The organism is Fictibacillus nanhaiensis, from assembly GCF_023715445.1.
Lineage (GTDB): Bacteria > Bacillota > Bacilli > Bacillales > Fictibacillaceae > Fictibacillus > Fictibacillus nanhaiensis_D.
This window is the reverse complement of sequence record NZ_JAMBOD010000003.1, coordinates 316,901-339,466: the sequence shown is the minus strand read 5'-3', so window position 1 is coordinate 339,466 and position 22,566 is coordinate 316,901. Positions and strand designations below refer to the sequence as shown.

Annotated in this window: 31 protein-coding genes; 26 read left to right on the top strand and 5 right to left on the bottom strand. The window is 39.6% G+C overall.

Going from position 1 to position 22,566, the window contains the following annotated elements:
• The first annotated feature begins 1,336 nt into the window (after positions 1-1,336).
• The 19 genes from M3196_RS11900 (at position 1,337) to M3196_RS11815 (ending at position 12,662) form a co-directional block, all read left to right on the top strand.
• Positions 1,337-1,525 carry a hypothetical protein gene (locus tag M3196_RS11900; RefSeq protein ID WP_251322517.1) on the top strand — a complete coding sequence of 63 codons (189 nt, stop codon included), beginning with the start codon at positions 1,337-1,339 and terminating at the stop codon, positions 1,523-1,525.
• 30 nt (positions 1,526-1,555) lie between these two features.
• A complete protein-coding gene (locus M3196_RS11895) occupies positions 1,556-2,104 on the top strand; it encodes a helix-turn-helix domain-containing protein (RefSeq protein ID WP_251322516.1) in 549 nt (182 codons plus the stop codon).
• Between the two features lie 430 nt (positions 2,105-2,534).
• Positions 2,535-3,128 carry a hypothetical protein gene (locus M3196_RS11890; RefSeq protein ID WP_251322515.1) on the top strand — a complete coding sequence of 198 codons (594 nt, stop codon included), beginning with the start codon at positions 2,535-2,537 and terminating at the stop codon, positions 3,126-3,128.
• 45 nt (positions 3,129-3,173) lie between these two features.
• Positions 3,174-3,410, top strand: a complete 237-nt coding sequence (locus M3196_RS11885; protein WP_251322514.1) for a helix-turn-helix transcriptional regulator — start codon at positions 3,174-3,176, stop codon at positions 3,408-3,410.
• A 379-nt stretch (positions 3,411-3,789) separates the two neighbouring features.
• Positions 3,790-3,933 (top strand): hypothetical protein, encoded by a 144-nt coding sequence (locus tag M3196_RS11880; RefSeq protein ID WP_251322513.1) that lies wholly within the window; start codon positions 3,790-3,792, stop codon positions 3,931-3,933.
• A gap of 17 nt (positions 3,934-3,950) precedes the next feature.
• The gene (locus M3196_RS11875; protein ID WP_251322512.1) at positions 3,951-4,100 is read left to right on the top strand and encodes a hypothetical protein; all 150 of its coding nucleotides are present in this window, start codon (positions 3,951-3,953) and stop codon (positions 4,098-4,100) included.
• Positions 4,100-4,663 (top strand): HNH endonuclease, encoded by a 564-nt coding sequence (locus M3196_RS22225; RefSeq protein ID WP_425310993.1) that lies wholly within the window; start codon positions 4,100-4,102, stop codon positions 4,661-4,663. The genes M3196_RS11875 and M3196_RS22225 overlap by 1 nt, the downstream gene beginning before the upstream one ends.
• Positions 4,656-4,874, top strand: coding sequence for a hypothetical protein (locus tag M3196_RS11870; protein WP_251322511.1), 219 nt, complete (start codon positions 4,656-4,658; stop codon positions 4,872-4,874). The genes M3196_RS22225 and M3196_RS11870 overlap by 8 nt, the downstream gene beginning before the upstream one ends.
• A 258-nt stretch (positions 4,875-5,132) precedes the next feature.
• Positions 5,133-5,354 (top strand): hypothetical protein, encoded by a 222-nt coding sequence (locus tag M3196_RS11865; RefSeq protein ID WP_251322510.1) that lies wholly within the window; start codon positions 5,133-5,135, stop codon positions 5,352-5,354.
• Positions 5,355-5,524: 170 nt separating this feature from the next.
• Positions 5,525-5,821: a hypothetical protein gene (locus M3196_RS11860; RefSeq protein ID WP_251322509.1), complete on the top strand. Its 297-nt coding sequence runs from the start codon at positions 5,525-5,527 to the stop codon at positions 5,819-5,821.
• 2 nt (positions 5,822-5,823) lie between these two features.
• Positions 5,824-6,027: a hypothetical protein gene (locus tag M3196_RS11855; protein WP_251322508.1), complete on the top strand. Its 204-nt coding sequence runs from the start codon at positions 5,824-5,826 to the stop codon at positions 6,025-6,027.
• On the top strand, positions 6,027-6,674 hold the full coding sequence (locus M3196_RS11850; RefSeq protein WP_251322507.1) for a hypothetical protein: 648 nt from the start codon (positions 6,027-6,029) through the stop codon (positions 6,672-6,674). The genes M3196_RS11855 and M3196_RS11850 overlap by 1 nt, the downstream gene beginning before the upstream one ends.
• Positions 6,675-6,869: 195 nt before the next feature.
• Complete coding sequence (locus M3196_RS11845; RefSeq protein ID WP_251322506.1) at positions 6,870-7,175, top strand: hypothetical protein; 306 nt, start codon at positions 6,870-6,872, stop codon at positions 7,173-7,175.
• 190 nt (positions 7,176-7,365) lie between these two features.
• On the top strand, positions 7,366-8,124 hold the full coding sequence (locus M3196_RS11840) for an ABC-three component system protein (protein WP_251322505.1): 759 nt from the start codon (positions 7,366-7,368) through the stop codon (positions 8,122-8,124).
• On the top strand, positions 8,124-8,357 hold the full coding sequence (locus tag M3196_RS11835; RefSeq protein ID WP_251322504.1) for an ABC-three component system middle component 7: 234 nt from the start codon (positions 8,124-8,126) through the stop codon (positions 8,355-8,357). Before M3196_RS11840 ends, M3196_RS11835 begins: the two co-directional genes overlap by 1 nt.
• Positions 8,341-9,954 carry a DUF2326 domain-containing protein gene (locus M3196_RS11830; RefSeq protein WP_251322503.1) on the top strand — a complete coding sequence of 538 codons (1,614 nt, stop codon included), beginning with the start codon at positions 8,341-8,343 and terminating at the stop codon, positions 9,952-9,954. The genes M3196_RS11835 and M3196_RS11830 overlap by 17 nt, the downstream gene beginning before the upstream one ends.
• Positions 9,955-10,422: 468 nt before the next feature.
• The gene (locus M3196_RS11825) at positions 10,423-10,851 is read left to right on the top strand and encodes a CotD family spore coat protein (protein ID WP_251322502.1); all 429 of its coding nucleotides are present in this window, start codon (positions 10,423-10,425) and stop codon (positions 10,849-10,851) included.
• Between the two features lie 110 nt (positions 10,852-10,961).
• On the top strand, positions 10,962-11,699 hold the full coding sequence (locus M3196_RS11820; protein ID WP_251322501.1) for an SDR family NAD(P)-dependent oxidoreductase: 738 nt from the start codon (positions 10,962-10,964) through the stop codon (positions 11,697-11,699).
• 90 nt (positions 11,700-11,789) lie between these two features.
• Complete coding sequence (locus M3196_RS11815; protein WP_251322500.1) at positions 11,790-12,662, top strand: cation diffusion facilitator family transporter; 873 nt, start codon at positions 11,790-11,792, stop codon at positions 12,660-12,662.
• A gap of 9 nt (positions 12,663-12,671) precedes the next feature.
• On the opposite strand, the gene M3196_RS11810 is transcribed toward M3196_RS11815, so the two are convergent.
• Both M3196_RS11810 and M3196_RS11805 read right to left on the bottom strand, forming a co-directional pair.
• A complete protein-coding gene (locus M3196_RS11810) occupies positions 12,672-13,031 on the bottom strand; it encodes a VOC family protein (RefSeq protein ID WP_251322499.1) in 360 nt (119 codons plus the stop codon).
• Positions 13,032-13,036: 5 nt separating this feature from the next.
• Positions 13,037-13,768, bottom strand: a complete 732-nt coding sequence (locus M3196_RS11805; RefSeq protein ID WP_251322498.1) for a sulfite exporter TauE/SafE family protein — start codon at positions 13,766-13,768, stop codon at positions 13,037-13,039.
• Between the two features lie 122 nt (positions 13,769-13,890).
• Between M3196_RS11805 and M3196_RS11800 the strand changes: the two genes are divergently transcribed.
• The 5 genes from M3196_RS11800 to M3196_RS11780 all read left to right on the top strand — a co-directional run bounded on the left by M3196_RS11800 (position 13,891) and on the right by M3196_RS11780 (position 18,662).
• Complete coding sequence (locus M3196_RS11800) at positions 13,891-14,754, top strand: LysR family transcriptional regulator (protein ID WP_251322497.1); 864 nt, start codon at positions 13,891-13,893, stop codon at positions 14,752-14,754.
• Positions 14,755-14,829: 75 nt separating this feature from the next.
• Positions 14,830-15,546 carry a 2,3,4,5-tetrahydropyridine-2,6-dicarboxylate N-acetyltransferase gene (gene dapD / locus M3196_RS11795; RefSeq protein ID WP_251322496.1) on the top strand — a complete coding sequence of 239 codons (717 nt, stop codon included), beginning with the start codon at positions 14,830-14,832 and terminating at the stop codon, positions 15,544-15,546.
• Between the two features lie 28 nt (positions 15,547-15,574).
• On the top strand, positions 15,575-16,699 hold the full coding sequence (locus M3196_RS11790; RefSeq protein WP_251322495.1) for an N-acetyldiaminopimelate deacetylase: 1,125 nt from the start codon (positions 15,575-15,577) through the stop codon (positions 16,697-16,699).
• A 282-nt stretch (positions 16,700-16,981) separates the two neighbouring features.
• Positions 16,982-17,227 (top strand): YkuS family protein, encoded by a 246-nt coding sequence (locus M3196_RS11785; protein ID WP_251322494.1) that lies wholly within the window; start codon positions 16,982-16,984, stop codon positions 17,225-17,227.
• A gap of 115 nt (positions 17,228-17,342) precedes the next feature.
• Entirely contained in the window at positions 17,343-18,662 is a 1,320-nt protein-coding gene (locus M3196_RS11780; protein ID WP_251322493.1) for a hemolysin family protein, read from the top strand.
• A 5-nt stretch (positions 18,663-18,667) separates the two neighbouring features.
• Here the strand turns inward: M3196_RS11780 and M3196_RS11775 are convergent, their stop codons facing one another.
• On the bottom strand, positions 18,668-18,871 hold the full coding sequence (locus M3196_RS11775; RefSeq protein WP_251322492.1) for a ChaB family protein: 204 nt from the start codon (positions 18,869-18,871) through the stop codon (positions 18,668-18,670).
• Between the two features lie 249 nt (positions 18,872-19,120).
• Here M3196_RS11775 and M3196_RS11770 point away from each other — a divergent pair, with 249 nt between their 5' ends.
• Together M3196_RS11770 and M3196_RS11765 are read left to right on the top strand one after the other, a co-directional pair.
• A complete protein-coding gene (locus M3196_RS11770; protein ID WP_251322491.1) occupies positions 19,121-19,669 on the top strand; it encodes a peroxiredoxin in 549 nt (182 codons plus the stop codon).
• A gap of 192 nt (positions 19,670-19,861) precedes the next feature.
• Complete coding sequence (locus tag M3196_RS11765; RefSeq protein ID WP_251322490.1) at positions 19,862-20,527, top strand: potassium channel family protein; 666 nt, start codon at positions 19,862-19,864, stop codon at positions 20,525-20,527.
• A 46-nt stretch (positions 20,528-20,573) separates the two neighbouring features.
• Here M3196_RS11765 and rnjA read toward each other — a convergent pair whose 3' ends face one another.
• Both rnjA and M3196_RS11755 read right to left on the bottom strand, forming a co-directional pair.
• Complete coding sequence (gene rnjA, locus M3196_RS11760; RefSeq protein WP_251322489.1) at positions 20,574-22,244, bottom strand: ribonuclease J1; 1,671 nt, start codon at positions 22,242-22,244, stop codon at positions 20,574-20,576.
• Positions 22,245-22,247: 3 nt separating this feature from the next.
• Positions 22,248-22,457 (bottom strand): DNA-dependent RNA polymerase subunit epsilon, encoded by a 210-nt coding sequence (locus M3196_RS11755; RefSeq protein WP_251322488.1) that lies wholly within the window; start codon positions 22,455-22,457, stop codon positions 22,248-22,250.
• Positions 22,458-22,566: the final 109 nt, after the last annotated feature.

Genomic DNA, 22,566 nt, shown 5'->3' with positions numbered 1-22,566 from the left:
GGGTTCAAGAGTAGATGGTGCATTTGCTCCAAACCAAAACCGTCGCAAATGTCCCGACTGAAGCATTTTAGCAATTTATCATAAATCTCACTTCTCAACCCTCTTTTGTAGGTGGGAGGGTGTTGCGAGGCGAAATTTATAATAAATGCTAAAATAGGCCCGCGCAGCGGGCGAAGTTAAGGTTTTTAGTTTTTTTTAGCCCGGATTCTGCCTATTTTCGGGTTAAATTATGGCTAAAGGTAAGTATTTTAGAAAAATATTTTTAAATATATTTTCAGAAATTCTATTGACAATCAAATTAAAGTATGCTAAGATTAAAAGATTTTGAACTTAAAAGAATTAAGGTCTTTAAGTACTTAAGTTCTTTAAAAGATTTAAGTAATTACGAGTTTACGTTAGTAAACGAGTACGAACGAAGTGAGTTATATACAACGTTGTTAACGAGTATTAAAGTCAACTACGTTCCCTTCGGTCACTTCGTACTCACTTCGCTTTGCTTAGTTCGTATAACCAATATACACGAAAACCTAAAGCATAAGCAAAACTAAGCGAAGATAACACCCAAGCCGAGTGGAATCGAGGTTAAACGTTGGTACCGTCGATCCGTTGGCTCGGGGGCTGGGCTGTAACTTCGCAACCCTAGACGCTGGCAGACGTCCATATTCGCCTTCTTACGGGGTTTCTGCTGCTCACAGTATTACTCCGCACCCTAAAATCGCTCTACGGGGCTTCTAGACGCCTTAAAACGCGTCTTAGAACGGGTGTTCTCGTCAATCCTGGCGACGACAAACGACTCAGGTGGCTGTCAGACGCAAAGAATGACGTCTATTTGCGATTCTAACCCGTTTTGAATACCAAAGGCGCCACCGTACCCTAAACGTCCCAAATTCGAGCTTCTAGACGCCTTAAACGACGAACGTGGGTTTGAGGGCAGCGTGCAAATCGATTCTGAGCTGTTTTTAGACGACAATAATCGCTGTTTACGGCATTGTACCCCGTTTTGAATACTAAGGGTGCCGATAGGGTATTTGATTCGTATTTCGCCCGAGTAGAGTCGACGTAAAATGGCACACCCAAATACCACCGTAAAGCATCGAAAAATAACAGGAAAAACTGGACATTGTTCGGATTTTAGCGAACACACGTTCTTAATGAAAAAACGCCTAATGTTCGGATTTAAAGAAAGGCTACCGGGTCAACCGGTGGTCTTTTTGGCGTTCGAAAAAAAAGTTTTGCAGAAATGCTGAAAACTATACCTACAAAGAAACCTCTCGTCGTAACTATAGGGGGAGTAATTCTAGCAATAAATCACACGATTTTAGGAGGTGAAAATCTTATGAACAACCCGTACAAAGTAATCCTGAGCATGGCGATTGCAAACGAGTTACTAACTAAGGGCTACCGCATCGTCGAAATCAAGCCGTCAACTAAGCACCGAGGAAAGGCAGCGTTTGTATTCGAGGTTTGCGGTAACTTTATCGCAGACTTATCGGAAATCGCAGACGCACGAGGTATCAAGCTCTAAACAACACTAAATCACATGGAGGTAAACACAATGAAACCCAACGAAACTCAAAAGCAATATCCTATCGAAATCAACGAATACTACTCGCCAGGGCTTAACAGTCTTAAGCGAATCTACACTAAGCATCCGAAGTTCAACGGAAATACTCGATTAATCTACGAAATACTATTCGATTACTACAATCCAGACTACGGTTACGCATTTCCTACGCATTGGGATCTCGCAAGGGACAGCGATCTTACTCGTGGCTCGATAATCAAGCAAATTAAGATACTCGAGGTACTGGATTTAATAGAGGTTCGTAAGTCACCGATGGGCGACCGTAAGAATAACGTCTATGTCGTAAAGGCACCAGTTACAACGATGGCTGAGTTCTACGCAAAGTTTCCGGATGTTTCCGACCAAGTTAAGGCGAAGTTGGCGAAAATAGATGCGGAAGAAGAAGCGTTGCAAAAGAAATGGTCGCAAGATAAAGCGAAAGGAAAAGCGTACACCAAGCCCGATAGCCCGCCCGAACCCGAAATGGTTCCAACGGAGCTGCCCGATGATGCTGACGAGGTTAACGAGAACTGGTTTTAGTACGCTATGTGCAAAAAATGAACATAGGCTATGTACAAAAAATGAACATGACTATGTGCAAAAAATGAACAGTATATAAATATACGTATATAAACGTACTACGATATAAATATACAATTACGCTCGCAAGCTCGCCCATGCAAGCATGGAAATAGATAAGCGAATATAAGAACACAAGTATATGAAAACCTAAGCGAATATATAAGAAACATAAGCAAACCCGGTGGCACCGCTATGGGGCTTATTTGCCGTGGGATAAAACACTATAAAACTCTAGGGGGAATTTAAAATGGCAAAGACATTAGGACAAATTCAAAAGACTTACAATCGAGCAGGAGTTACGGACGTGGAGGGTTTACGTAAGGATACGCAGGAATTTATCGACAAAACTATCAACCTCGACAAGAAGTCAATCGACCTTCTAGGCGGAGTGTGGGCGTTTGTTACTGTAAACATCGAGCGTGACAAGTGGAAATCGTACACTCGTGAAAACTGGGCGAAGTTGGAGCATGAGCACGTTGAAAAGTCGTCATTCACGGTGACCGATCTTTATGACAACGTACTGAGTCGTTTTGAACGTGGACGGATTACAGCGGAAGAAGCTCGTGCAGAGTTTACGAGTTACAAAGAATGCGAGTACGTGTTCTGTATCGAGGCATTTAAACCACGCCGTAAAGACCAACGGTTCTGCTGCCGAAACTGTAAAGAGCGTCAGAAGGAAGCTGAGAAGCGTTTTGAGCGTACAGGTACGTATCTACCGGAACACGTTTATAAAGAGAACCGTGATGAAACGGACGAACGCAACTACAAGTCTCGAGAGGTAGCGATGGAAACCGAAACAATAACGGACATCGTCGAGCCGTTCGAAAGAAACCGAGAAAAAGGCTACAAAAGATGCAGAAAACGTGAAGAAGTCTACGGATTTACGCCCGCAAAGGGGGAGAGCAGTCCCGTATATAATGAGAACAAGAGTTCGGTAGATGAGGTCGTTAGCACGCCGGCTTGTGTGACGACTTCTCGTTAATTTCGGACGTTATTTAACAATTTGTATAAATAGGAGGGGGTCTGAATGAACGCAAAACTAGTAAAAATGTTACGCAGGTTAAACTCGCTGAGCCAACACGAAGCAGCCGACAAGTTAGGCGTCAGCCGAGCGTTAATTGCATTGGTTGAAACGGAAAAAGCGCCAGTCAGTCGAAGCCTAGAGTTAAAGATAAAGGATACATTCGGACTACGTCAGATTGAACACGTTAAAGCTACGATGCGGGTATTCCACGGCGGTGAAAACGATGAAAAGAACGATTAAGCATACACCGTGGTATTACTCCGGCAATCCTGACCACGAACACTTGAAACGGGTGTACTTAACGGATTCTCGAGAAATGCTCAAGCTACTCATGCGACACAAGATCCATTGCTTCACGGTTGACCAACGGGTCGAATGGCTGGGCGACGCTACAATCGCAGGCGAGCCGAGGTTAAAGTTACTATGCGACAAAAAACAAATATATGCCGATAATCACGGTTTATATCGCCTGCAACAGTAACAGGACCCGACGAGGTCTATTTTTTATGCGCAAAAACAGAACTGGCGTTCGTACTGCGGGACATCGTCGCTGCCGCGACACTCCGCCCATAGGAGCCGGTAATTAGCGTTAAATACTTACGGGAAGGGATGTGACGGGATGGACACGGATAAGTTAGCAATGGCGATTTACTTACTAGCGTTGGCACAAATAGAAGCAAGCGGTGAGACGTTTGTTTCTCGAGAAGTTAGGACGACACAACGCAAGCTGCACGAAGTACTTGGATTAAAAAATAAAAACTAATTAAGGGGATGGGACGAATGGGAAGAGAGCAGATGTTATTCGAATTAATCATAAGACGACTAGATTCAATCGAAAAGAAGTGCGACCGACTAATCGACGATGTATCGGAGCTAAAGGATAAATCAGACGAACAGCAACGAGTAATTGCGAATGGGGGTCGTTACTAATGACGAAGACTTGTGCGAGGTGCCACGTTACGAAGCCGTTGAGCGAGTTCAGTAAAAACCGCAAACATAAGGACAGTCTTAGGAATGATTGTAAGGTTTGTCAGTCAGAGGCTAAGAGGAAGTACCTTAGAACCTACACAGGTAAGGCAAAGAACGCTCAGACATTTGCAAAGTACCGACGTAAGAGAGCTGAAAAAGCGATTGGGCAACCGATTAAGTGCGATCTTACTTCGCATCAGGTCAGCTTTATATTGAGCGAAGGCTCGTGCGGGTACTGTCAGAAACCGTTGGAGTACGCTGAGGCAACGGTGGATCACGTAATTCCTCATGCCCGCGGAGGCTATAACACGTTCGATAACGTAGTATGCGCCTGCTCTAGTTGCAATGCGACGAAACGAGATAGACCGGCACTACTATTCATGCTACAGTCGTGCAGTCCGCACGCTAGTAAACGTTTGCTTGAGCGATTGGCATTACGAAGTGGCTCGGATGTAACGGAAATATACGCAGGGCTAGTAGTTGATGCTCATGCTTACTTCGAGCAGGTGACATCGGATGCCTAATTCGATATGGCGGGCTGAAACGGGCTACTTATTCGCATACACTGAGAATCGCGATCTTATACGACGCATTAAACGATATAAAAAAGACTGGGCGATAACGGCTGACTATTTTCGAAATGGTCGGCTTATTGGCGTTCAGTTTAAAATACCGATTGAACAAAGGCGAGCAGCCGAAAGAATACTAGAAACTACGACAGAAAAGCGAGCTTAAACGCCGTTCTAAGCCAATGAATGCTATACCCTTAGCAAAGGTATTCGAACTAAAAAACAACGGCTCTAGTCGGCATTTTACGCTGAAAATCTGTCAAATACACACGAAATTAACGAGGAGTGACTAACAATATGAGCGAGAACAACAACAAACCACGAAAGCGTGGACGACGTAAGGGCAAGACCCGTAAGGTACAGCCGATGACTACGAAGCTACAAGACTTATTGCCGAAATCAATGGTCGGGAGGCTGAGACGCATTGCTAAAGAACGTACGGATTGAACCGAAGGCACCTCGAGAAAAGCACGAGGATATCGATAAATATACGAAGTCTAGCGATATCACTGAGTTTAACCTTTACGACCAGGACTACGAAACACTAGTCGACGAGGGGTTAGACTGGATATTCGCAAGCAGATCGGAATCTGAACGATTAAAACGTGAAAGAGAGTTGACCGAAGATGCCGAGATTAACACGTAAGGAAATAACCGTTAGAGGTGGATTCGAAGTTAAACGAAACCGGGCGAGATACAAAGATAAATATCCGGTGTGGGTGCTAGATATATTCGGTCTACAGTTGCCGAGATACTACTGGGAGCATCCGCCTGTATCGTTAGTAAAATATTCGCAAATCGAGGAGGTTGAGCAGCGTGAAATGGTTCGAAAAGAAGGGCGAGGTACACGAAAGCCACGAGGATATGAAAGGCAAGGTACTCACGCGCATCGACGTCGTGGGGCATGACGTAACGATAAAGGTTCACTCCCGAGAGGATAGTTCGGTGCTGTTTAAAGCCGAGTATCAAACGCAAGAAAGCCCACGAGCAGCGCATTACACCTCTGAGCAAATCGTTGAGGCATTCACGAAAGCAAACGGGTTGTACGTGCATACGAAGTTGACTAACGTTGACTTGCCCTATGTTGGCATGACGAGAAAAAGGAGTCGATAAGGATGGAAACCGGTAAATGGGAAGATAAGAACAAATTTGGTGACGTATTCGTTGTCAGATACGTAAAGCACTTAGAAACCGGGCAAATAAGTCTAGTGGACGCAAACACACAGGAGCCAATTATTATGTACCTCAAAAACGGTGAGCCGATGGTGTTTAACCCGACTGAGAAAGAAAAATTCGAATTTAAAGGAGATGTTGAGTGATGAACTTAAAGGAAACTTACTCAAAGCAAGTCGAGCAAGAGGTAAAGGCATTCCGAAAAGGTGTGCAAAAAATCGAAAATTCACAGAATCCTTACTACCACGACCCGGTGGTTGCGGAGTATGAGATAGGTAAACTACGAGAGTCACTAGAGGCTAACGTTAAGGGATTGGAATCGGAGTTCAGCGACAAAATTGACGAAGCTATCGCACACCAGTCGAGGGTAGCTGCCCGTAGTAGATTCGCAGTAAGCCCAACCGATAAGCAATTCGTTGAAGGGATCACGCAAGACTTAACGACTAAATTAACTTTCGCAATGAACGAGGCTGACACGCTAAGCGCAATCGCTGAGTATGAGGATAAACTCGAATCACTCGAAAACGAATCGGCGTTCAGCGAGGTTGTAAAGCAACTAGCGGAGGCATCACGTAAGGTCGGTGACAACGAACTGGCTCAGAAGAAGTTACGAGGGCTTTATCGTCAACTTAGCGATGGGCTAATGACACCTGAGCAGGAAGCGTTAGAATCGCTGAAAATGGATAAGTTAACGGGTGTCACATTTAAGTACAAGACACTAACGATGGTTCATCCGGCGTTTAAAGACGTTCAAGCAGCCCGTAAGTCCAACGTTAAGTTAAAGCAGTATTAACGCAAGCCTTCCGTTCGCACGACTTTAAACGACTCGTCCCCGTTTCTAGTCGGAGGAACAAGCGTAGAGTAGGATTAGTGGCGGTCATCGTCACGGGACGTCGGGTCGGTCTAAATCCGGCAAGACAAACACACGGCGGGGTTCGGAATTGGGACTCCTGCCCCGCCAAACTAAAAAACTAGGGGGGAATTTAACATGGTAAACGTAACAATTAAACTGGGACAGCACGGAGGTAGTCAATTCAGACACGGGTACAGAAGTCTTTTAGCAACGGATAATAACGGAATGCAACTAGCGAGCGACTTAACGGGAATGTCCATCGTTGACTTCATCGAGGTAGCGATTCGAGACGTAGTTAAGCAAACAATAGCAGGCCACGGACTAGCGCAGGATATCACGGTTAACTTGCCGGCTGAAATCGTATTGAGTGCGGGGCTACAAACGCATCTAAGCGATAAGTTCACGGCAGATCCACTCGTTAACTCAGTAGTATTCGCATAATACGGAAGTCCTTCGGGGCTTCCTTTTAATTTTAACCGAAAATCCGTAAGGTTTAAGAAACTATTTGTCCCTATTAAATCTAACGTATGATACACTATCAATAATGAATTTCCAAATATTTATTTTTTTGGTAGTATTATATAGTTTGGGAATAAACAATAAGGGAAAAGGTCGATGAGGTGTTTAGGTTATGCAGATTAATAGAAAGAATCTCAGTGCAAACGAAAATATTTTCCTTTTTTCAGAAGTAGAGGGCATGTGTCCTTTATGTACGAAAACGCTAATGTACGAAAAAAACGGCAAAAAAATGAAGATATTTGAGGGAGCGCATATATATCCTCTTCATCCTACACCTACTGAGAAAAAATTATTAATGAATGAGGAAAGGCTTCATGAGGATGTCAATAACTTAGATAATATTATTGCTCTTTGTAGAGACTGTCATAAAAAATTTGATAACCCAAGAACGGCTGATGAATATAGAAAGTTAGTAAAAATGAAAAAATTACTGATAAGCAGAACTCATGCGAGAGCAGGGTATTCAGATTTTCAAATTGAGTTAGAAATAAAGCATATAATATTAGCATTAGTTGATGAGACTGATGATACAAATGAAAGCCCGTTGAGTATGAATGCGCTTAAACTTAATACAAAAGCCAATAAAACACTGTCTAAACTGACCAAAAGAAAAATAAGGAATGAAATTACTGATTACTATTTTTTTATTCAAAAGCAATTTATGCAATTAGACAAACAATACCCTAAATCCTTCGATAGAATCGCTACTCAAGTAAAGTCTTTCTATCTCAATATAAGTAAAACAGAAACATCTCAAGAAAATATTTATGAGCAACTTACTGAATGGTTATCAAAGAAAACAGAGAACAGTTCGACGGTTTCATGCGCTATAGTTATTTCGTTTTTTATCCAAAATTGTGAGGTATTTTAATGATCGTTCCCAATAAGGTTATTCCTTTTAATGAGTCTATAGTTGGAAAAATGCCAGTAATACTTAAGGAATTGAAAAAAGAGGATATAAAACTAACAGAGCTGTATTTAAAAGTTCAAGAGGATTTTGAAGAGATAGATGAATTTATCTATTCGCTTGAAGCGCTATTTTTATTAGATGCAATAAATGTAGATTTTAAAAAGGGAGTAGTAAAGTATGTTAAAAGAAATTAGGTGTGAGATATTTAAAGAAAAAATTATAAAATTTCACGAAGGTTTGAATGTAGTGCTCGGTGATAAGGTAGGTTCAAACTCAATTGGAAAATCGACTCTATTGATGATAGTTGATTTTATTTTTGGAGGGAATACTTACATTACCCATAACAAAGATGTTGTTACAAAATTAGGACATCATACCTTCTTATACATACTAGAGTTTAACAACTTAAAACTATTTTTTAAGAGAGGAACTGAGGATCCCAATACAGTTTATAAGTGTACAAACGACTTTAAAATACAAGAAGCGATAAGTCTTACCGATTACAATAATCGTTTGTATCAATACTATGGTTTAGAATCTAAACAATTAAGTTTTAGGCAAGCTGTTAGTCTCTTCTCTAGAGTTTGGGGAAAGCAAAATTACGATGTAAAAAGACCTTTACATAACCATCATTCAGAGAAAAATTCACTTACTGTAACAAGATTAATTAAATTATTTAATAAATATGACAGTATCGCTAATGAGGATAGTGTTTTAAAAGATTTAAATGATTCAAAGAAAGCAATTAATAAAGCTAGTAAATATAATTTTATACCCAAAATAAATAAGACCAAATACAAATCAAACGTTAAGGAAATAGAATTACTGAAAGAAGAAATAGAAACATACAGTAAAAGTATGTTTAGTCCAATAATTAATGCTTCTGAAATTATTTCTGATGAATTACTTGAATTAAGGGATCAGAAGAATATATTAATGGAAGAAAAGGATTACTATAAGTCAAGGTATAGTAGAGCAGATAAGAGGATTACAAAATATACAGACGTAGGATTTGAAAAACTAATTGAGTTTTTCCCTAATGTAAATGTTGAAAAATTACATTCAATTGAGGAGTTTCATCAAGGGATTAGTACAATACTATCTAAAGAACTTCAACAAGCCAAGAAGGATTTAAAAGGTAAAATTGAGGAATTGGAAGATGAGATTAATGAAGTTAATAAAAAAGTAGAAGAGATATTAAATCCAAATAAAGAACCTAATATTTTTGTCGACAACTTAATTGAGTCTTCTTCAAACTTAAAGCAACTTCAACTTGAAAATGATTTTTACGACAAATTAATATCAATAAATGAAGACATAAAATTAAAAAGTATTTCATTAGCTGAGTTAAAAAAAGACATTATAAACAAAATTAAAGATGACATTAATTTAAAGCTAACTGAAATAAATGACTTAATTCATAAGGATAAAAGAAAACCTCCTGTATTAGAATTATCATTTAAAGATTATCAGTATAATTTGTTTGAAAACACAGGGACTGGTAAAGCTTATACTAATTTAATAATTTTTGACTTAGCGATATTTCATTTAACAAGGCTTCCTTTTGTAGCTCATGACTCTTTCCTATTTAAAAATATCGAGAAACCAGCGGTGGAAAATCTAATTCCTTTTTATATGAAATCAAAAAAACAAGCTTTTATTGCAATTGATTTTATAAACATTTATTGTAAGGAAACGCAAGATATTCTAAATGAAAGTAAAGTCATTAACTTGTCAAAAGATAATTTACTATTTACTTTTGACTGGCGGGATTCCAATACGGATGAATAAATAATTTCAGCTTCAGCGAAATTCACCTGTACTTTACATTTCTCCGTCTAATTGCATTAATACCTGATTGACCAAGCATATATAATAATGATAAAATGATTCAAACGGTCGCAGTTCGTTCAATGACCGAATCAACTAACGTATAGACCAACGTTTATTACCTATCGTTTATGACTGGTCGGGGGTTCGAACCCCTCTCGGGTCACCATAGACCATACATAGTTAACACTCTCATTTTTTTTTAAAAGAGAGTGTTTTTTTATCCTATTCATATATCGAGAAAAAACTCCTTAATAAGGAATAAAATTTAAATTGACAACTCCTCGAACATATAAAAACATACCTCAAAGGAATTTCCTTGATTAGCTCAAGGCGAATTTTTTGTGCTTAATTTGGACGAACTTTTTAAGTCGTCCCACATAAAATAAAGAGAAATAAGATTTAAGATTTTTGAAAGGAGAAGTCTTTTTGTTTAAACGCCCAAGAATTTTCCCTAAAAAGGGAATGGGGATGCCTGCAGCTGCTGGCGCGATAGGAATGGGGCCGACTTTGGGAGCTATGGGACAGATGCCTCAAATGGGTGGTTGCGGATACCCTCCCGTATCACCATCTCAGTATTATCCTCCGCAAGTATTGCCTGCACAATACAGTCCAACTAATCAACAGGTTCAATATAATCAGCAGGATGTATATGTTCCTATGATTCATCCAACACAAACGACTCAGGTTAACCAGACAAATTATAAATACGTTCACTATTTTCCTCAAAGTACGAATGTTGTTAACCAGGCAACTCAGCAAAACCTTTGTGGTACACAAGCTGTACAGCCGGTTGTTTGTCCTCCTCCTTGCCCTCCATGTCCTCCGCGTCCGCCATGCGGCTGGAGAAAAAATTAATGAAATGAAGCTGTCGTCAAATCGGCAGCTTTCTTTTTGATGATTGATACGATTGAAGTGAACTAGGGAATGAATAAGATAGTTAAATAAACGAGCGGAGGGTTAATAGGATGAACAAGATTGTACTAATAACTGGAGCAGCACAAGGGATCGGCAAACAAACAGCCATTGATTTTGCAAAAGCTGGCTGGATTCCATCATTGATAGATTTTGACCAGCAAGAGCTGGCGAAAACGTTAACCGAGGTTCATCAAATTGAACCGAAAAGTATATCTGTTCATTGTGATGTGAAAAATCCGAATGAGATAATAAAAGCTGTATTAGAAACACATGATAAATTGGGCGGACTGAACTGTGTAATTAATAACGCAGGCATTTCAAAATGGAAATCTCCCTATGAATTATCAGTAGATGAGTGGGATGAAATCATTCAGACTAATTTAAGAAGTGTATTTCTTTTTTCAAGAGAAGCCGCAAAATATATGTCCAAATCAGGCGGTGGCTCTATCATCAATATGGCTTCTACCCGTGCATTCATGTCAGAACCTCATTCTGAAGCATATGCCGCGACAAAGGGTGGTATAGTAGCGCTAACTCATGCCTTGGCAGCATCGTTTGCAGAGGAACATATTACTGTAAACTCTATTAGTCCAGGCTGGATACATACCGGAGATTACTCCAGGCTAAGAAAGATTGATCATGAACAGCATCTTGCCAAAAGAGTAGGTAAACCGTCAGATATTTCGCGGGCTTGTTTATTTCTTGCGGAGCCGGACAATAATTTTATCACTGGTGAAAACATTATGATTGATGGCGGTATGACGAGAAAAATGATCTACGAACATTAATGTTTCCTCTAGTGAAAAAGATTGCTCTAGACCCACCCGGAAACCATTCTTTATGATTAAAAAGGTATTATGGAATAAGGAGAAGAGAGAATGCAAGCTGAACAGCAAAAAAGAGTGGAACGCGGTGTTTATTATAGTTTAGGTGCATACATTTTTCTATCAATCGTAAAGCTGGTTTCAGGTTTCATATACAGTTCGGACGCGCTGATCGCTGACGGCTTAAATAATGCAACGGATATTATTGCTTCCATAGCGGTTTTAATCGGATTGAAAATTTCAAGAAAGCCAGCAGATGAGGATCATCCGTATGGCCACTTGCGTGCAGAAACTATCGCATCGATGGTAGCATCTTTTATTATGGTGGTAATCGGGATTGAAGTCCTGATTTCTTCCGTTAAAAAGATGTTTAGAGGGGTTGAAACCGAGCCTTCCCTTACAGCAGCATTGATTGCTTTGTTTGGAGCTGCAGTCATGCTGGGAGTATATTTTTACAATATTCGGATTGCCAAAGAAACAGACAGCCAAGGACTAAAGGCAGCGGCACTGGATAATCGCTCCGATGCTTTTGTCAGTATCGGAGCTGCAGTAGGGATCTTCGGTGCACAAGTGGGTATGGCATGGCTTGACCCCGCCGCAGCTGTAGTTGTAGGTCTTATTATCATAAAGACCGGATGGGAAATTTTCACCGAGACTTCTCATAACCTTTCTGATGGTTTTGATTACGAAGAAGGAAAAGAAATGGAACATAAAATTCTGGATGTCGATGGCGTTCAAAACGTAGGTGATCTAAAAGCAAGAAAGCACGGTAACCGGGCTATTATTGATGTAACAATAAAAGTTGATCCGTCGTTAAATGTTGTTGAAAGCCATGACATTACCGAGAAAATAGAAAATACCATTAAAGAAGCTTACAATGTTGAAAGTATACAAGTTCACGTTGAACCGGAAGATAGGAACAAATAAACACACGGATTACTCAGGTTCAATAAATTCAATCCTGTTGCCAAAAGGATCACGAATAGAAAAGCGGTTAAAACCTGGGATTGGTATCTCTTTTTGAATGGAAATTCCTTTAGCAGAAAGATGACTTTTAAGTTCACTTATTCCATTCACTAAAAAAGCGGGATGATGTTTACCTTTAAAAACTTGGTCCTCAACTCCAATATGCAGCTCCTGGCTGCCAACCTGAAACCACATTCCCCCGTTTTTTTGAAGAGTTTCAGGCTTAGGTATTTCTTTTAACCCAAGTACGTCTTTGTAAAAAAATTTTGCTTCAGATTCTTTTTCAGCAGGAATACATAATTGAATGTGATGAATGCCTGAAATTTTCATTTTGATTACCCCCATTGAATGATTAATTGAAGTATAAGCAGAGCGGTTACAGTCCTCATGAGGATTGTAACCTGTTTTGTTTTTAGCATAGGTGCAAGTTTTACTGCTAATTGAGCACCGCATATGCTGCCGATCGTTAATGGAATAGCAACGTTCCACATATAATGACCTGCCCAAAAATACGTAACCACAGCACCTGTACAGCTTAAAAATGTATTAAACCTTGTAAATGATACAGTCCGAATATAAGAAAAACCATTCCTTAAAAAAAGCTGCATTTGCATCGTACCTTGTCCTGGCCCGAACATCCCGTCGTATGCACCAATGCCGAAAAGATAGGGATATTTATTTGCTGGCAGCTGTTTGATCTCATTTTCGGGATTTAAATTCTTCTTTGTTTTTATAAAGGTTAAAAAAAGAGCTCCGCTTAACAAAATAAGTGCGATGATCGTTAGATTTTCTCTTGAGATTGCTGAAGCGATTAAGCCTCCGCATATCCCGCCTGTTAAGCTGACTGCGCCTGAAAGAAAGTAAGGAGCGAGCTTTGCATCATTTTTTCTCAATAGAACAAAAAAACTTGAAAAAGAACTGAACATGTTGGCAAACTTATTAGCAGCTATAGCAGAATGAACGGGGACTCCTAATAAAAGCATGATTGGAAAGTTAATCATTCCGCCACTCCCGGAAAGAGTGCCGATAAAGGTCGCACAAAAGCCGACAAGGATTAAGATATACATGCCTTCACTTCCTTTCTTTTCTGTTTACATATATATCCTATGTTAAGGTATACTTAAATTAAATTACTAAAATTGGACGCTGTTTCATAAGAAAAACTTATTGACTGAAAGAAGGCATTTATATGCAACTATCGGAATTTCGAATCTTAAAAGTACTTGCAGAAGAATTAAATATGAGGAAAGCTTCCGAAAGACTTTATGTATCTCAGCCAGCCCTAAGTCAACGGCTTCAGTCGATTGAAAATAATTGGGGCACGATTATTTTTGTAAGGTCCCAAAAAGGACTGACCCTCACTCCGGCTGGCGAAAAAATAATCTCTTATGTAAGTGAAGTGCTTCAAAAGGAGGAGGCAGTAAAAGAAGAACTGCAATCACTTTCGGAGCATGTTCATGGCACACTTAAATTAGCTGTAGCCTCAATCATCGGCCAATATTGGCTTCCGCATGTTTTAAAAGAGTACGTGAGTCTTTATCCTCACGTTAACATCTCTCTAATTACAGGATGGAGCTCAGAGATTATCAAGCATTTATATGAAGACCGCATCCATCTTGGAATCGTAAGGGGGAATCCGGAATGGAGAGGCAGCAAGGAGCATATTTTATCCGATCATCTGTACTTGGTGGATACAACGATATCATCCATTGAAGAACTGTCAGAGACAACAAAACCTTTTATTCAATTTAAAAGCCATTCCACCTATTATCAAGAAATACAAGTCTGGTGGCACAGTCATTTTAAAACGACTCCACAAAAGACCATCGTGGTTGACCAGATCGAAACCTGCAAGCAGATGGCCTTGAACGGAATCGGTTACGCGATCCTGCCTTCTATCAGCTTAAGACCAGAGGATGAAGTTTTTAAAATACCGCTTACTGATAAAAATGGAAATGTACTAAAAAGGGATACATGGCTCATTCACCATGGAACAGGATCAGAACTAAAACAAGTAAATGTGTTTATGGATCTGATTCAAAATTTAACGTAAGAATAACGTTTGAATGTTTCTATATTTAGTGGTTTAATACAATACAGAATGACTTTTAAGGAGGACATAATAAATATGAGAATGATGGATGCAAACGAGATTATTTCATTTATTCAAAACAGCACAAAATCTACACCTGTAAAAGTTTATGTAAAAGGAAATCTTGACAATATAGATTTCGGAAAAGAAACAAAAGTGTTCCCTTCAGGCAATTCAGCTGTATTGTTCGGTGAGTGGAAGGAAATCGAAACTGCTCTTAAAACAAACGAAAGCAGCATTGAAGACTTTGTGGTAGAGAATGACCGCCGCAATTCAGCGATTCCTCTTTTAGACATGAAAAACATTAAAGCACGTATCGAGCCGGGTGCGATCATCCGTGACCAAGTTGAAATCGGGGACAATGCCGTTATTATGATGGGTGCATCAATCAACATCGGTTCTGTAATCGGTGAAGGAACAATGATCGATATGAACGTTGTATTAGGTGGACGCGCAACTGTAGGTAAGAACTGCCACATCGGTGCAGGAACTGTACTTGCAGGTGTTATCGAACCTCCATCTGCTAAACCAGTAGTAGTTGAAGACGATGTAGTAATCGGAGCCAATGCAGTAGTACTTGAAGGTGTTACAGTTGGTAAAGGAGCTGTAGTTGCTGCAGGTGCAATAGTTATTGAAGATGTGGAACCATACACCGTTGTTGGCGGTACACCTGCCCGCGTTTTAAAAAAGATAGACGAAAAAACAAAATCGAAAACAGAAATCAGACAAGAGCTGCGCCAATTAAACGATTAATCAAAATGATTTAGGGGATGAGAAGAAGATGAAACCATTAATTGAGATCAGAAAAGACCTGCACCGGATACCGGAGCCAGGCTTTCAGGAATTTAAGACTCAAAGGTATCTACTCGATCTCATCTCTACTTTTCCTCAGGATAAGCTGGATGTGCATACATGGGAAACTGGCATTTTTGTACAAGTAAACGGGAAAAATCCTGAAAAAACGATTGCTTATCGTACAGATATGGATGGACTTCCGATTACCGAGGAGACAGGCTATGATTTTGCATCGTTGCATGAAGGTATGATGCATGCTTGCGGACATGACCTTCATATGACAATAGCACTTGGGCTGTTGGCTCATTTTGTCCTACATCCTTTAGATGATAATCTTTTGTTCATTTTTCAGCCGGCAGAAGAAGGGCCTGGCGGAGCACTACCGATGCGGGAATGCGAGCTTTTTCAAAAGCTGAAGCCAGATATGATTACAGCGCTTCATATTGCACCAGAATACCCAGTTGGAACGATTGCTGTAAAAGAAGGTTTGCTGTTTGCAAATACTTCAGAACTGTTTATTGACTTGATTGGAAAAGGCGGTCATGCAGCTTACCCTCACTTAAGCAATGACATGGTAGTTGCAGCGAGCCATCTCGTTACACAGATGCAAGCAATTGTTGCGCGCAATATCGATCCTTTAGATTCTGCAGTTGTTACGGTAGGGAAGATAACGGGAGGTACGAAGCAGAATATCATTGCTGAGAAAGCAAGACTCGAAGGAACAATTCGAACACTTTCTCCAGAGGCGATGGATAAGGTTAAAAACCGTATTGAGTCCTTAGTTCAAGGAATTTCTCAAGGATTTGACTGCCAAGCGGTTATAGACTATGGTTCGAACTACCGTCAAGTGGATAACGAACCGAAACTGACAAGAGAATTCATGGAATTTGCAATGCAGCAAGACAATGTGAATGTTGTTGAGTGTAAAGAAGCCATGACTGGGGAAGACTATGGCTATTTCTTAGAGAAAATACCAGGTTTTATGTTCTGGTTAGGTGTAGATACACCATTTGGCCTGCATCACTCGAAACTAAAGCCGCAAGAAGAAGCTATTCAGCATGCGGTCGATCTTTTAATTCAATATTTCTCCTATAAGGGGACTAGAAAATAGGAAAACGGCCATAACGGCCGTTTTTTTGTTACTCGTTGGAGCGAAAAAGCTTGCTCAATTCACAAAATATAGCTACTAATCCACAAATTATAGCTACCAATCCACAAATTTTAGTCCTCAATCCAAAAGTTTTTGCCCTCAATCCAAAAGATTTTGTGATTTATCCACGAGTCGACACACACACCTATCAATCGACACCGTGCCAGGAGCAATCACATGATATATTCATTACATATTCCCATACTGAGTTGGAAACATTAACAACAGTAAGGAGGTGGGAATATGGCTAGAATTGGTGTTGAACAATCATTAACGAACGTTTCTGATGCTCTAAGATCAGCAGGGCATGAAGTAGTGGAACTTAAACAAGAACATGACGCAAATGGCTGTGATTGCTGTGTAATTTCCGGACAGGATCAGAATGTTATGGGCATACAAAATGCGGTGATACAAGGCTCTGTAATAAACGCTCATGGTATGTCAGCAGACGAAGTACGTCAGGCTGTAGAAAGTAAATTACAATCATAGCATTCCCGGGGCCAGCCATGCTGCCCCTTTATTTCTGTTTAGCGATAGTTTGAAAAGGGAATTAATTGAGCAATCTTAATAAAATCTTTTTGTTTATAAAGATGGGGAGGATCTTATGCCAATCTTTAATGTACTCATGATCATTATACTCATCATATTAACCGCTTTTTTTGTTGTGACTGAATTTGCGATTGTTAAGGTCCGAAAAACAAGGATCGACAATTTGGCTTCAGAAGGAAACTCCAAGGCAATTGCTGCACAGAGGGTCATTGGAAATCTGGATGGGTACCTTTCAGCCTGTCAGCTTGGAATAACAATTACTGCATTAGGACTTGGGTGGTTAGGAGAGCCTACAGTGGAAATTTTCTTAAGGCCATTGTTTGAAAATGCAGGGCTTAACGAAGGACTTACCCATACTTTGTCCTTTTCGATTGCATTCGTCCTTATTACTTTTCTTCACGTTGTTTTAGGAGAGCTAGCACCTAAAACGGTTGCGATCCAGAAGGCAGAAACGATCAGCCTTGCTACGGCAAAGCCAATCATTATGTTTTATAAAATCATGTATCCTTTTATTTTTTTGTTGAATGGTTCAGCCAACTTGCTTACCCGGATTTTTGGAATCAGCCCGGCAAGTGAGCATGAGGTTGTACATACGGAAGAAGAATTGCGGTTAATTCTTTCTGAAAGTCTCCAAGGCGGAGAAATTAATCAATCAGAATATCGTTATGTAAACCGCATATTTGAATTTGACGACCGGGTTGCTAAAGAAATTATGATTCCTAGAACCGAGATGGTTTGTCTGTTTTTAGATAATACGGCTGAAGAAAACATGGCGATCATGCGTGAAGAAAAATTCACTAGATATCCAGTAGGCAATGAAGATAAAGATCATATTGTAGGACTTGTAAATATTAAAGAATTCTTTAATGAACATTTCAGTAATCAGAGGTTTGAACTAAAAGAATATATACGTCCAATCATTACTGTTCATGAGACAATTCCGATCCAAAAGCTTTTGGTGAAAATGCAAAAAGAACAAACTCATATGGCGGTACTAGTCGATGAATACGGCGGTACTGCAGGTATCGTAACTGTTGAAGATATTTTAGAAGAAATTGTGGGGGAAATCAGAGATGAGTTCGATGTTGATGAAGAACCTGAAATTCAGCAGATTTCAAACACAAACACAGTTGTGGATGGTAAAGTATTGCTTTCACAAATAAATGAAATGTTCGCACTCGATATTGATAACAGAGAAATCGATACAATCGGCGGCTGGGTACTTACAAGATCAATTGATTTAGAAAAAGAACATTCTTTTAATTACGAAAGCTACCGGTTTACCATTTTAGACTTAGAAGGACGTCAGATCAAAAAAATTGGAATTGAAAAACTGCCTGAAAAGACTGTCCAAGAACAAAGTAAAGGCTCCTGAGGAATTCAGGAGTCTTTGCTTTTCCATTTGCCATCTTCAGATTTTTCATATTTGTTCTTCACTGCGCTCCACGCAACTTTATGTGCAGTTTCTTCTTCTTTATATTCTTCAAGAGCTGAGTTGAATGCTTCTTTATAGATTTCTTGACCATGATGGGGAAGGTTATCCCTCACTCTTTCAGGTAGGTCTTTTAGTGAATCGTATGGCATTAAAATGCACCTCCTCATTGTATGATTTCCCAAGCAATCCTCAATTTAAACCTTGGAATTGAGAATGAAATGCTGAAAAATGAGCGGATGATTTCACATTTAATGTTTAACTTGCTATGATTAAGGAGAAATTAAAAAGTGGGTAGAAAACGCTTATTTAAATTAATTATTATTTAATATTGACTAAAAATAAGGACTGTACTATAATTACCCATGTAAATAAAACTGTTTTTGGAGGGATTTTTACCTATGGCTGAACGTATGGTAGCAAAACAAGCGCCTCGATTTGAAATGGATGCAGTATTACCAAATAAAGAATTTGGAAAAGTAAGTCTTGAAGAGAACATGAAGAACGACAGGTGGACTGTTCTTTATTTCTATCCAATGGACTTCACTTTCGTATGTCCAACAGAAATCACTTCTTTAAGCGATCGTTTCGATGAGTTTGAAGATCTTGATGCGGAAGTAATTGGTGTTTCAACAGATACAATCCACACTCACAAGGCTTGGATCAACACTCCGCGTGACATGAACGGTCTTGGAGAGCTAAGATATGCATTAGCAGCTGATACAAACCACACAGTAGCACGTGACTACGGTGTACTTATCGAAGAAGAAGGTATTGCACTTCGCGGACTATTCATCATTTCTCCAGAAGGTGAATTGATGTACTCTGTTGTTAACCACAACAACATTGGCCGTGACGTGGATGAAACTTTACGTGTACTTCAAGCACTTCAAACTGGCGGACTTTGCCCAGCAAACTGGAAACCAGGCCAAAAAACTCTTGAAGTTTAATAATTTATGAATCATAAATAACCCAAGACAATGTTCTTGGGTTATTTTTGTATGATAAGAAAGAAGGGCAAAGGGAGACCTTTATAGAAGTTTCCTATATAAAAAAAATACATATGATGCTATTAGCTTTTTAATGAAATAGAAGTGGTGTGGTAAAATAAGGTTATATGTTTGTGAAATGGAGTGAAGCCATTGAAAAAGCAATTTGCTGTCATAGGTCTTGGACGATTTGGCGGAAGCATGTGTAAAGCATTATCGGATCAAGGGATGGAAGTATTGGCAATTGATATTGATGAGGACAGGGTTAATGAGTTCTCAAATATCGTAACACATGCAGTAATTGCAGATTCAACCGATGAAGGTGTGCTGAAAAGCCTTGGAATCCGTAACTTTCAGCATGTTGTCGTTGCAATAGGGGATAATCTGCAATCAAGTATTTTAACGACATTGATTCTAAAAGAAATAGGTGTAGAAAAGATTACTGTTAAAGCCCAAAATGATTATCACGAAAAAGTGCTGCGTAAAATTGGAGCAGATAAGATCATACATCCTGAACGGGATATGGGTGTACGGATTGCTCACCAGATTGTCTCAAACAATGTATTAGACTATTTGGAGCTATCTGACGAACATAGCATTGTCGAGCTGGTGGCCACAAAAAAGATGGACGGAAAATCTTTAATTGAACTTGATATACGTGCAAGATTCGGATGTAACGTAGTAGCAGTTAAGAGAGGGAAAGATATTTATGTATCCCCGCAAGCTAATCAATCGATCAGACAGGGCGATGTATTAATTGTCATTGGCAGAGACAAAGATATAAACCGTTTAGAAAAACAAATGGCAAACGAAGAATAAAAAACCGTTTCCCCTTTCATAAAGGGTAACGGTTTTTTGTTTGTATTTAGATTTCCATGATGATCGGCAGGATCATAGGACGTCTTTTTGTTTTTTCATATAAGAAAGGTGCTAGGGTGTCTGTAATCTCATTCTTTATTTCAGACCATTGTGTTGTTCTTTTTTCACTCATTATTGTCTGCAAATGTTTGCTTAACAAATTTTGTGCATCATGAATGAGATCTCCAGATTCACGCATATAAACAAATCCGCGTGAAATGATGTCTGGTCCTGCTTCAATCGTGAATTCCTTCATGTCCATACTTACAACAACAACTACCAGACCTTCTTCAGAAAGGATTTTACGGTCACGAAGTACAATATTTCCAATATCCCCGATACCGCTTCCATCTACATATACAGAGCCTGATGGGATTTTACCCGCTATCATCGCATCGTTTTGGGATAAAGCGAGTACTTCGCCATTGTCCATAATAAAAGAATTCTGTAGCGGTACATCACAATCAGCAGCAAGTTTCGTATGCATTTTCAGCATTCTGTACTCGCCGTGTATAGGCAGAAAGTATTTAGGCTTCATCAGACGAAGCATCAGTTTTTGTTCTTGCTGGCCGCCGTGACCTGATGTATGAATATCATTTAGAGAACCGTGAATAACTTCGGCACCAGCACGATATAATTGATTGATTGTTTTGCTGACACTTAGTGCGTTTCCTGGAATAGGTGAAGAAGAAAATACAACCGTATCACCAGGGATAATTTGAATCTGACGATGTGTACCATTTGCGATCCTTGATAAAGCGGCCATAGGTTCACCCTGGCTTCCTGTACAAAGAATCGTTACCTGATTATCAGGGAGGCGGTTGATCTGGTTGGCATCAACAAAAGTCCCCTTTGGAGCTTTAATAAAACCGAGCTCCTGTCCAACCGTAATAGCAGAGTCCATGCTGCGTCCAAATACGGCAATTTTGCGGTTATTTGAGACAGAAGCCTCTACAACCTGCTGCAGTCTATGAATATTGGAAGCGAATGTAGCGAAAATGACACGGCCTTCCATTTTTCTGAAGATGTCTTGGATACTTTCACCAACACGTCTTTCAGATAAAGTAAAACCAGGTACCTCACTGTTTGTGCTGTCAGAAAGCAAGCAAAGTACGCCTTCTTTTCCGATCTCAGCCATTTTTGTAATGTTTGCAGGTTCACCGACAGGGGTGAAATCAAATTTGAAATCACCAGTATGAACGATGTTTCCTGGAGGTGTTTTAACAACGATTCCATAAGCATCAGGAATACTGTGTGTAGTTCTGAAAAAGCTAACGGAAGTTTTTCTGAATTTGATAACATCATCTTCAGTAATTTCATGCAGCTGAGCACGTCTAAGCAATCCGTGTTCTTCCAATTTGTTCTTAATAAGAGCAAGTGCAAGTTTGCCACCATAGATCGGAATATTCACTTGTCTTAATAAGTATGGAATACCTCCAATATGATCTTCATGTCCGTGAGTGATAAATAACCCTTTAATTTTTTCTTCATTTTTCACAAGATACGTATAATCAGGGATAACGTAATCAATTCCTAAAAGTTCATCTTCAGGAAATTTAATTCCTGCATCGATAAGGATGATTTCATCTTGAAATTGCACGGCATACGTATTCTTGCCGATTTCCCCTAAACCACCGAGGGCGAAAACGGCGGCTTGATGATTTTTAACAAATTTCATATGTTACACATTCTCCAATTCCAATGAGTTCGTATCTTTTTCATACTCAAGAAATTTTCCGTTAATTTCCTGTATGTATTCGATATTATATTTGCGGTCAGCAAGTTTTTTACGAACGTCATTTATAGTCTCTGCTTCAACGTATACCGTTTGCGTGTTCTCACGAATTGGTACCTCGGTTAAACTTGTTTGAAAATAAACTTTGAAAATCATGTTTCATGTCTCCTTACCGGTCTGTAGTATTTGAGTATCTTCGTTCTATTATATAGGAAAGTGACATGTTTTTCATGTGTTTTTCATTACCCGCTATTTTAACCATGAA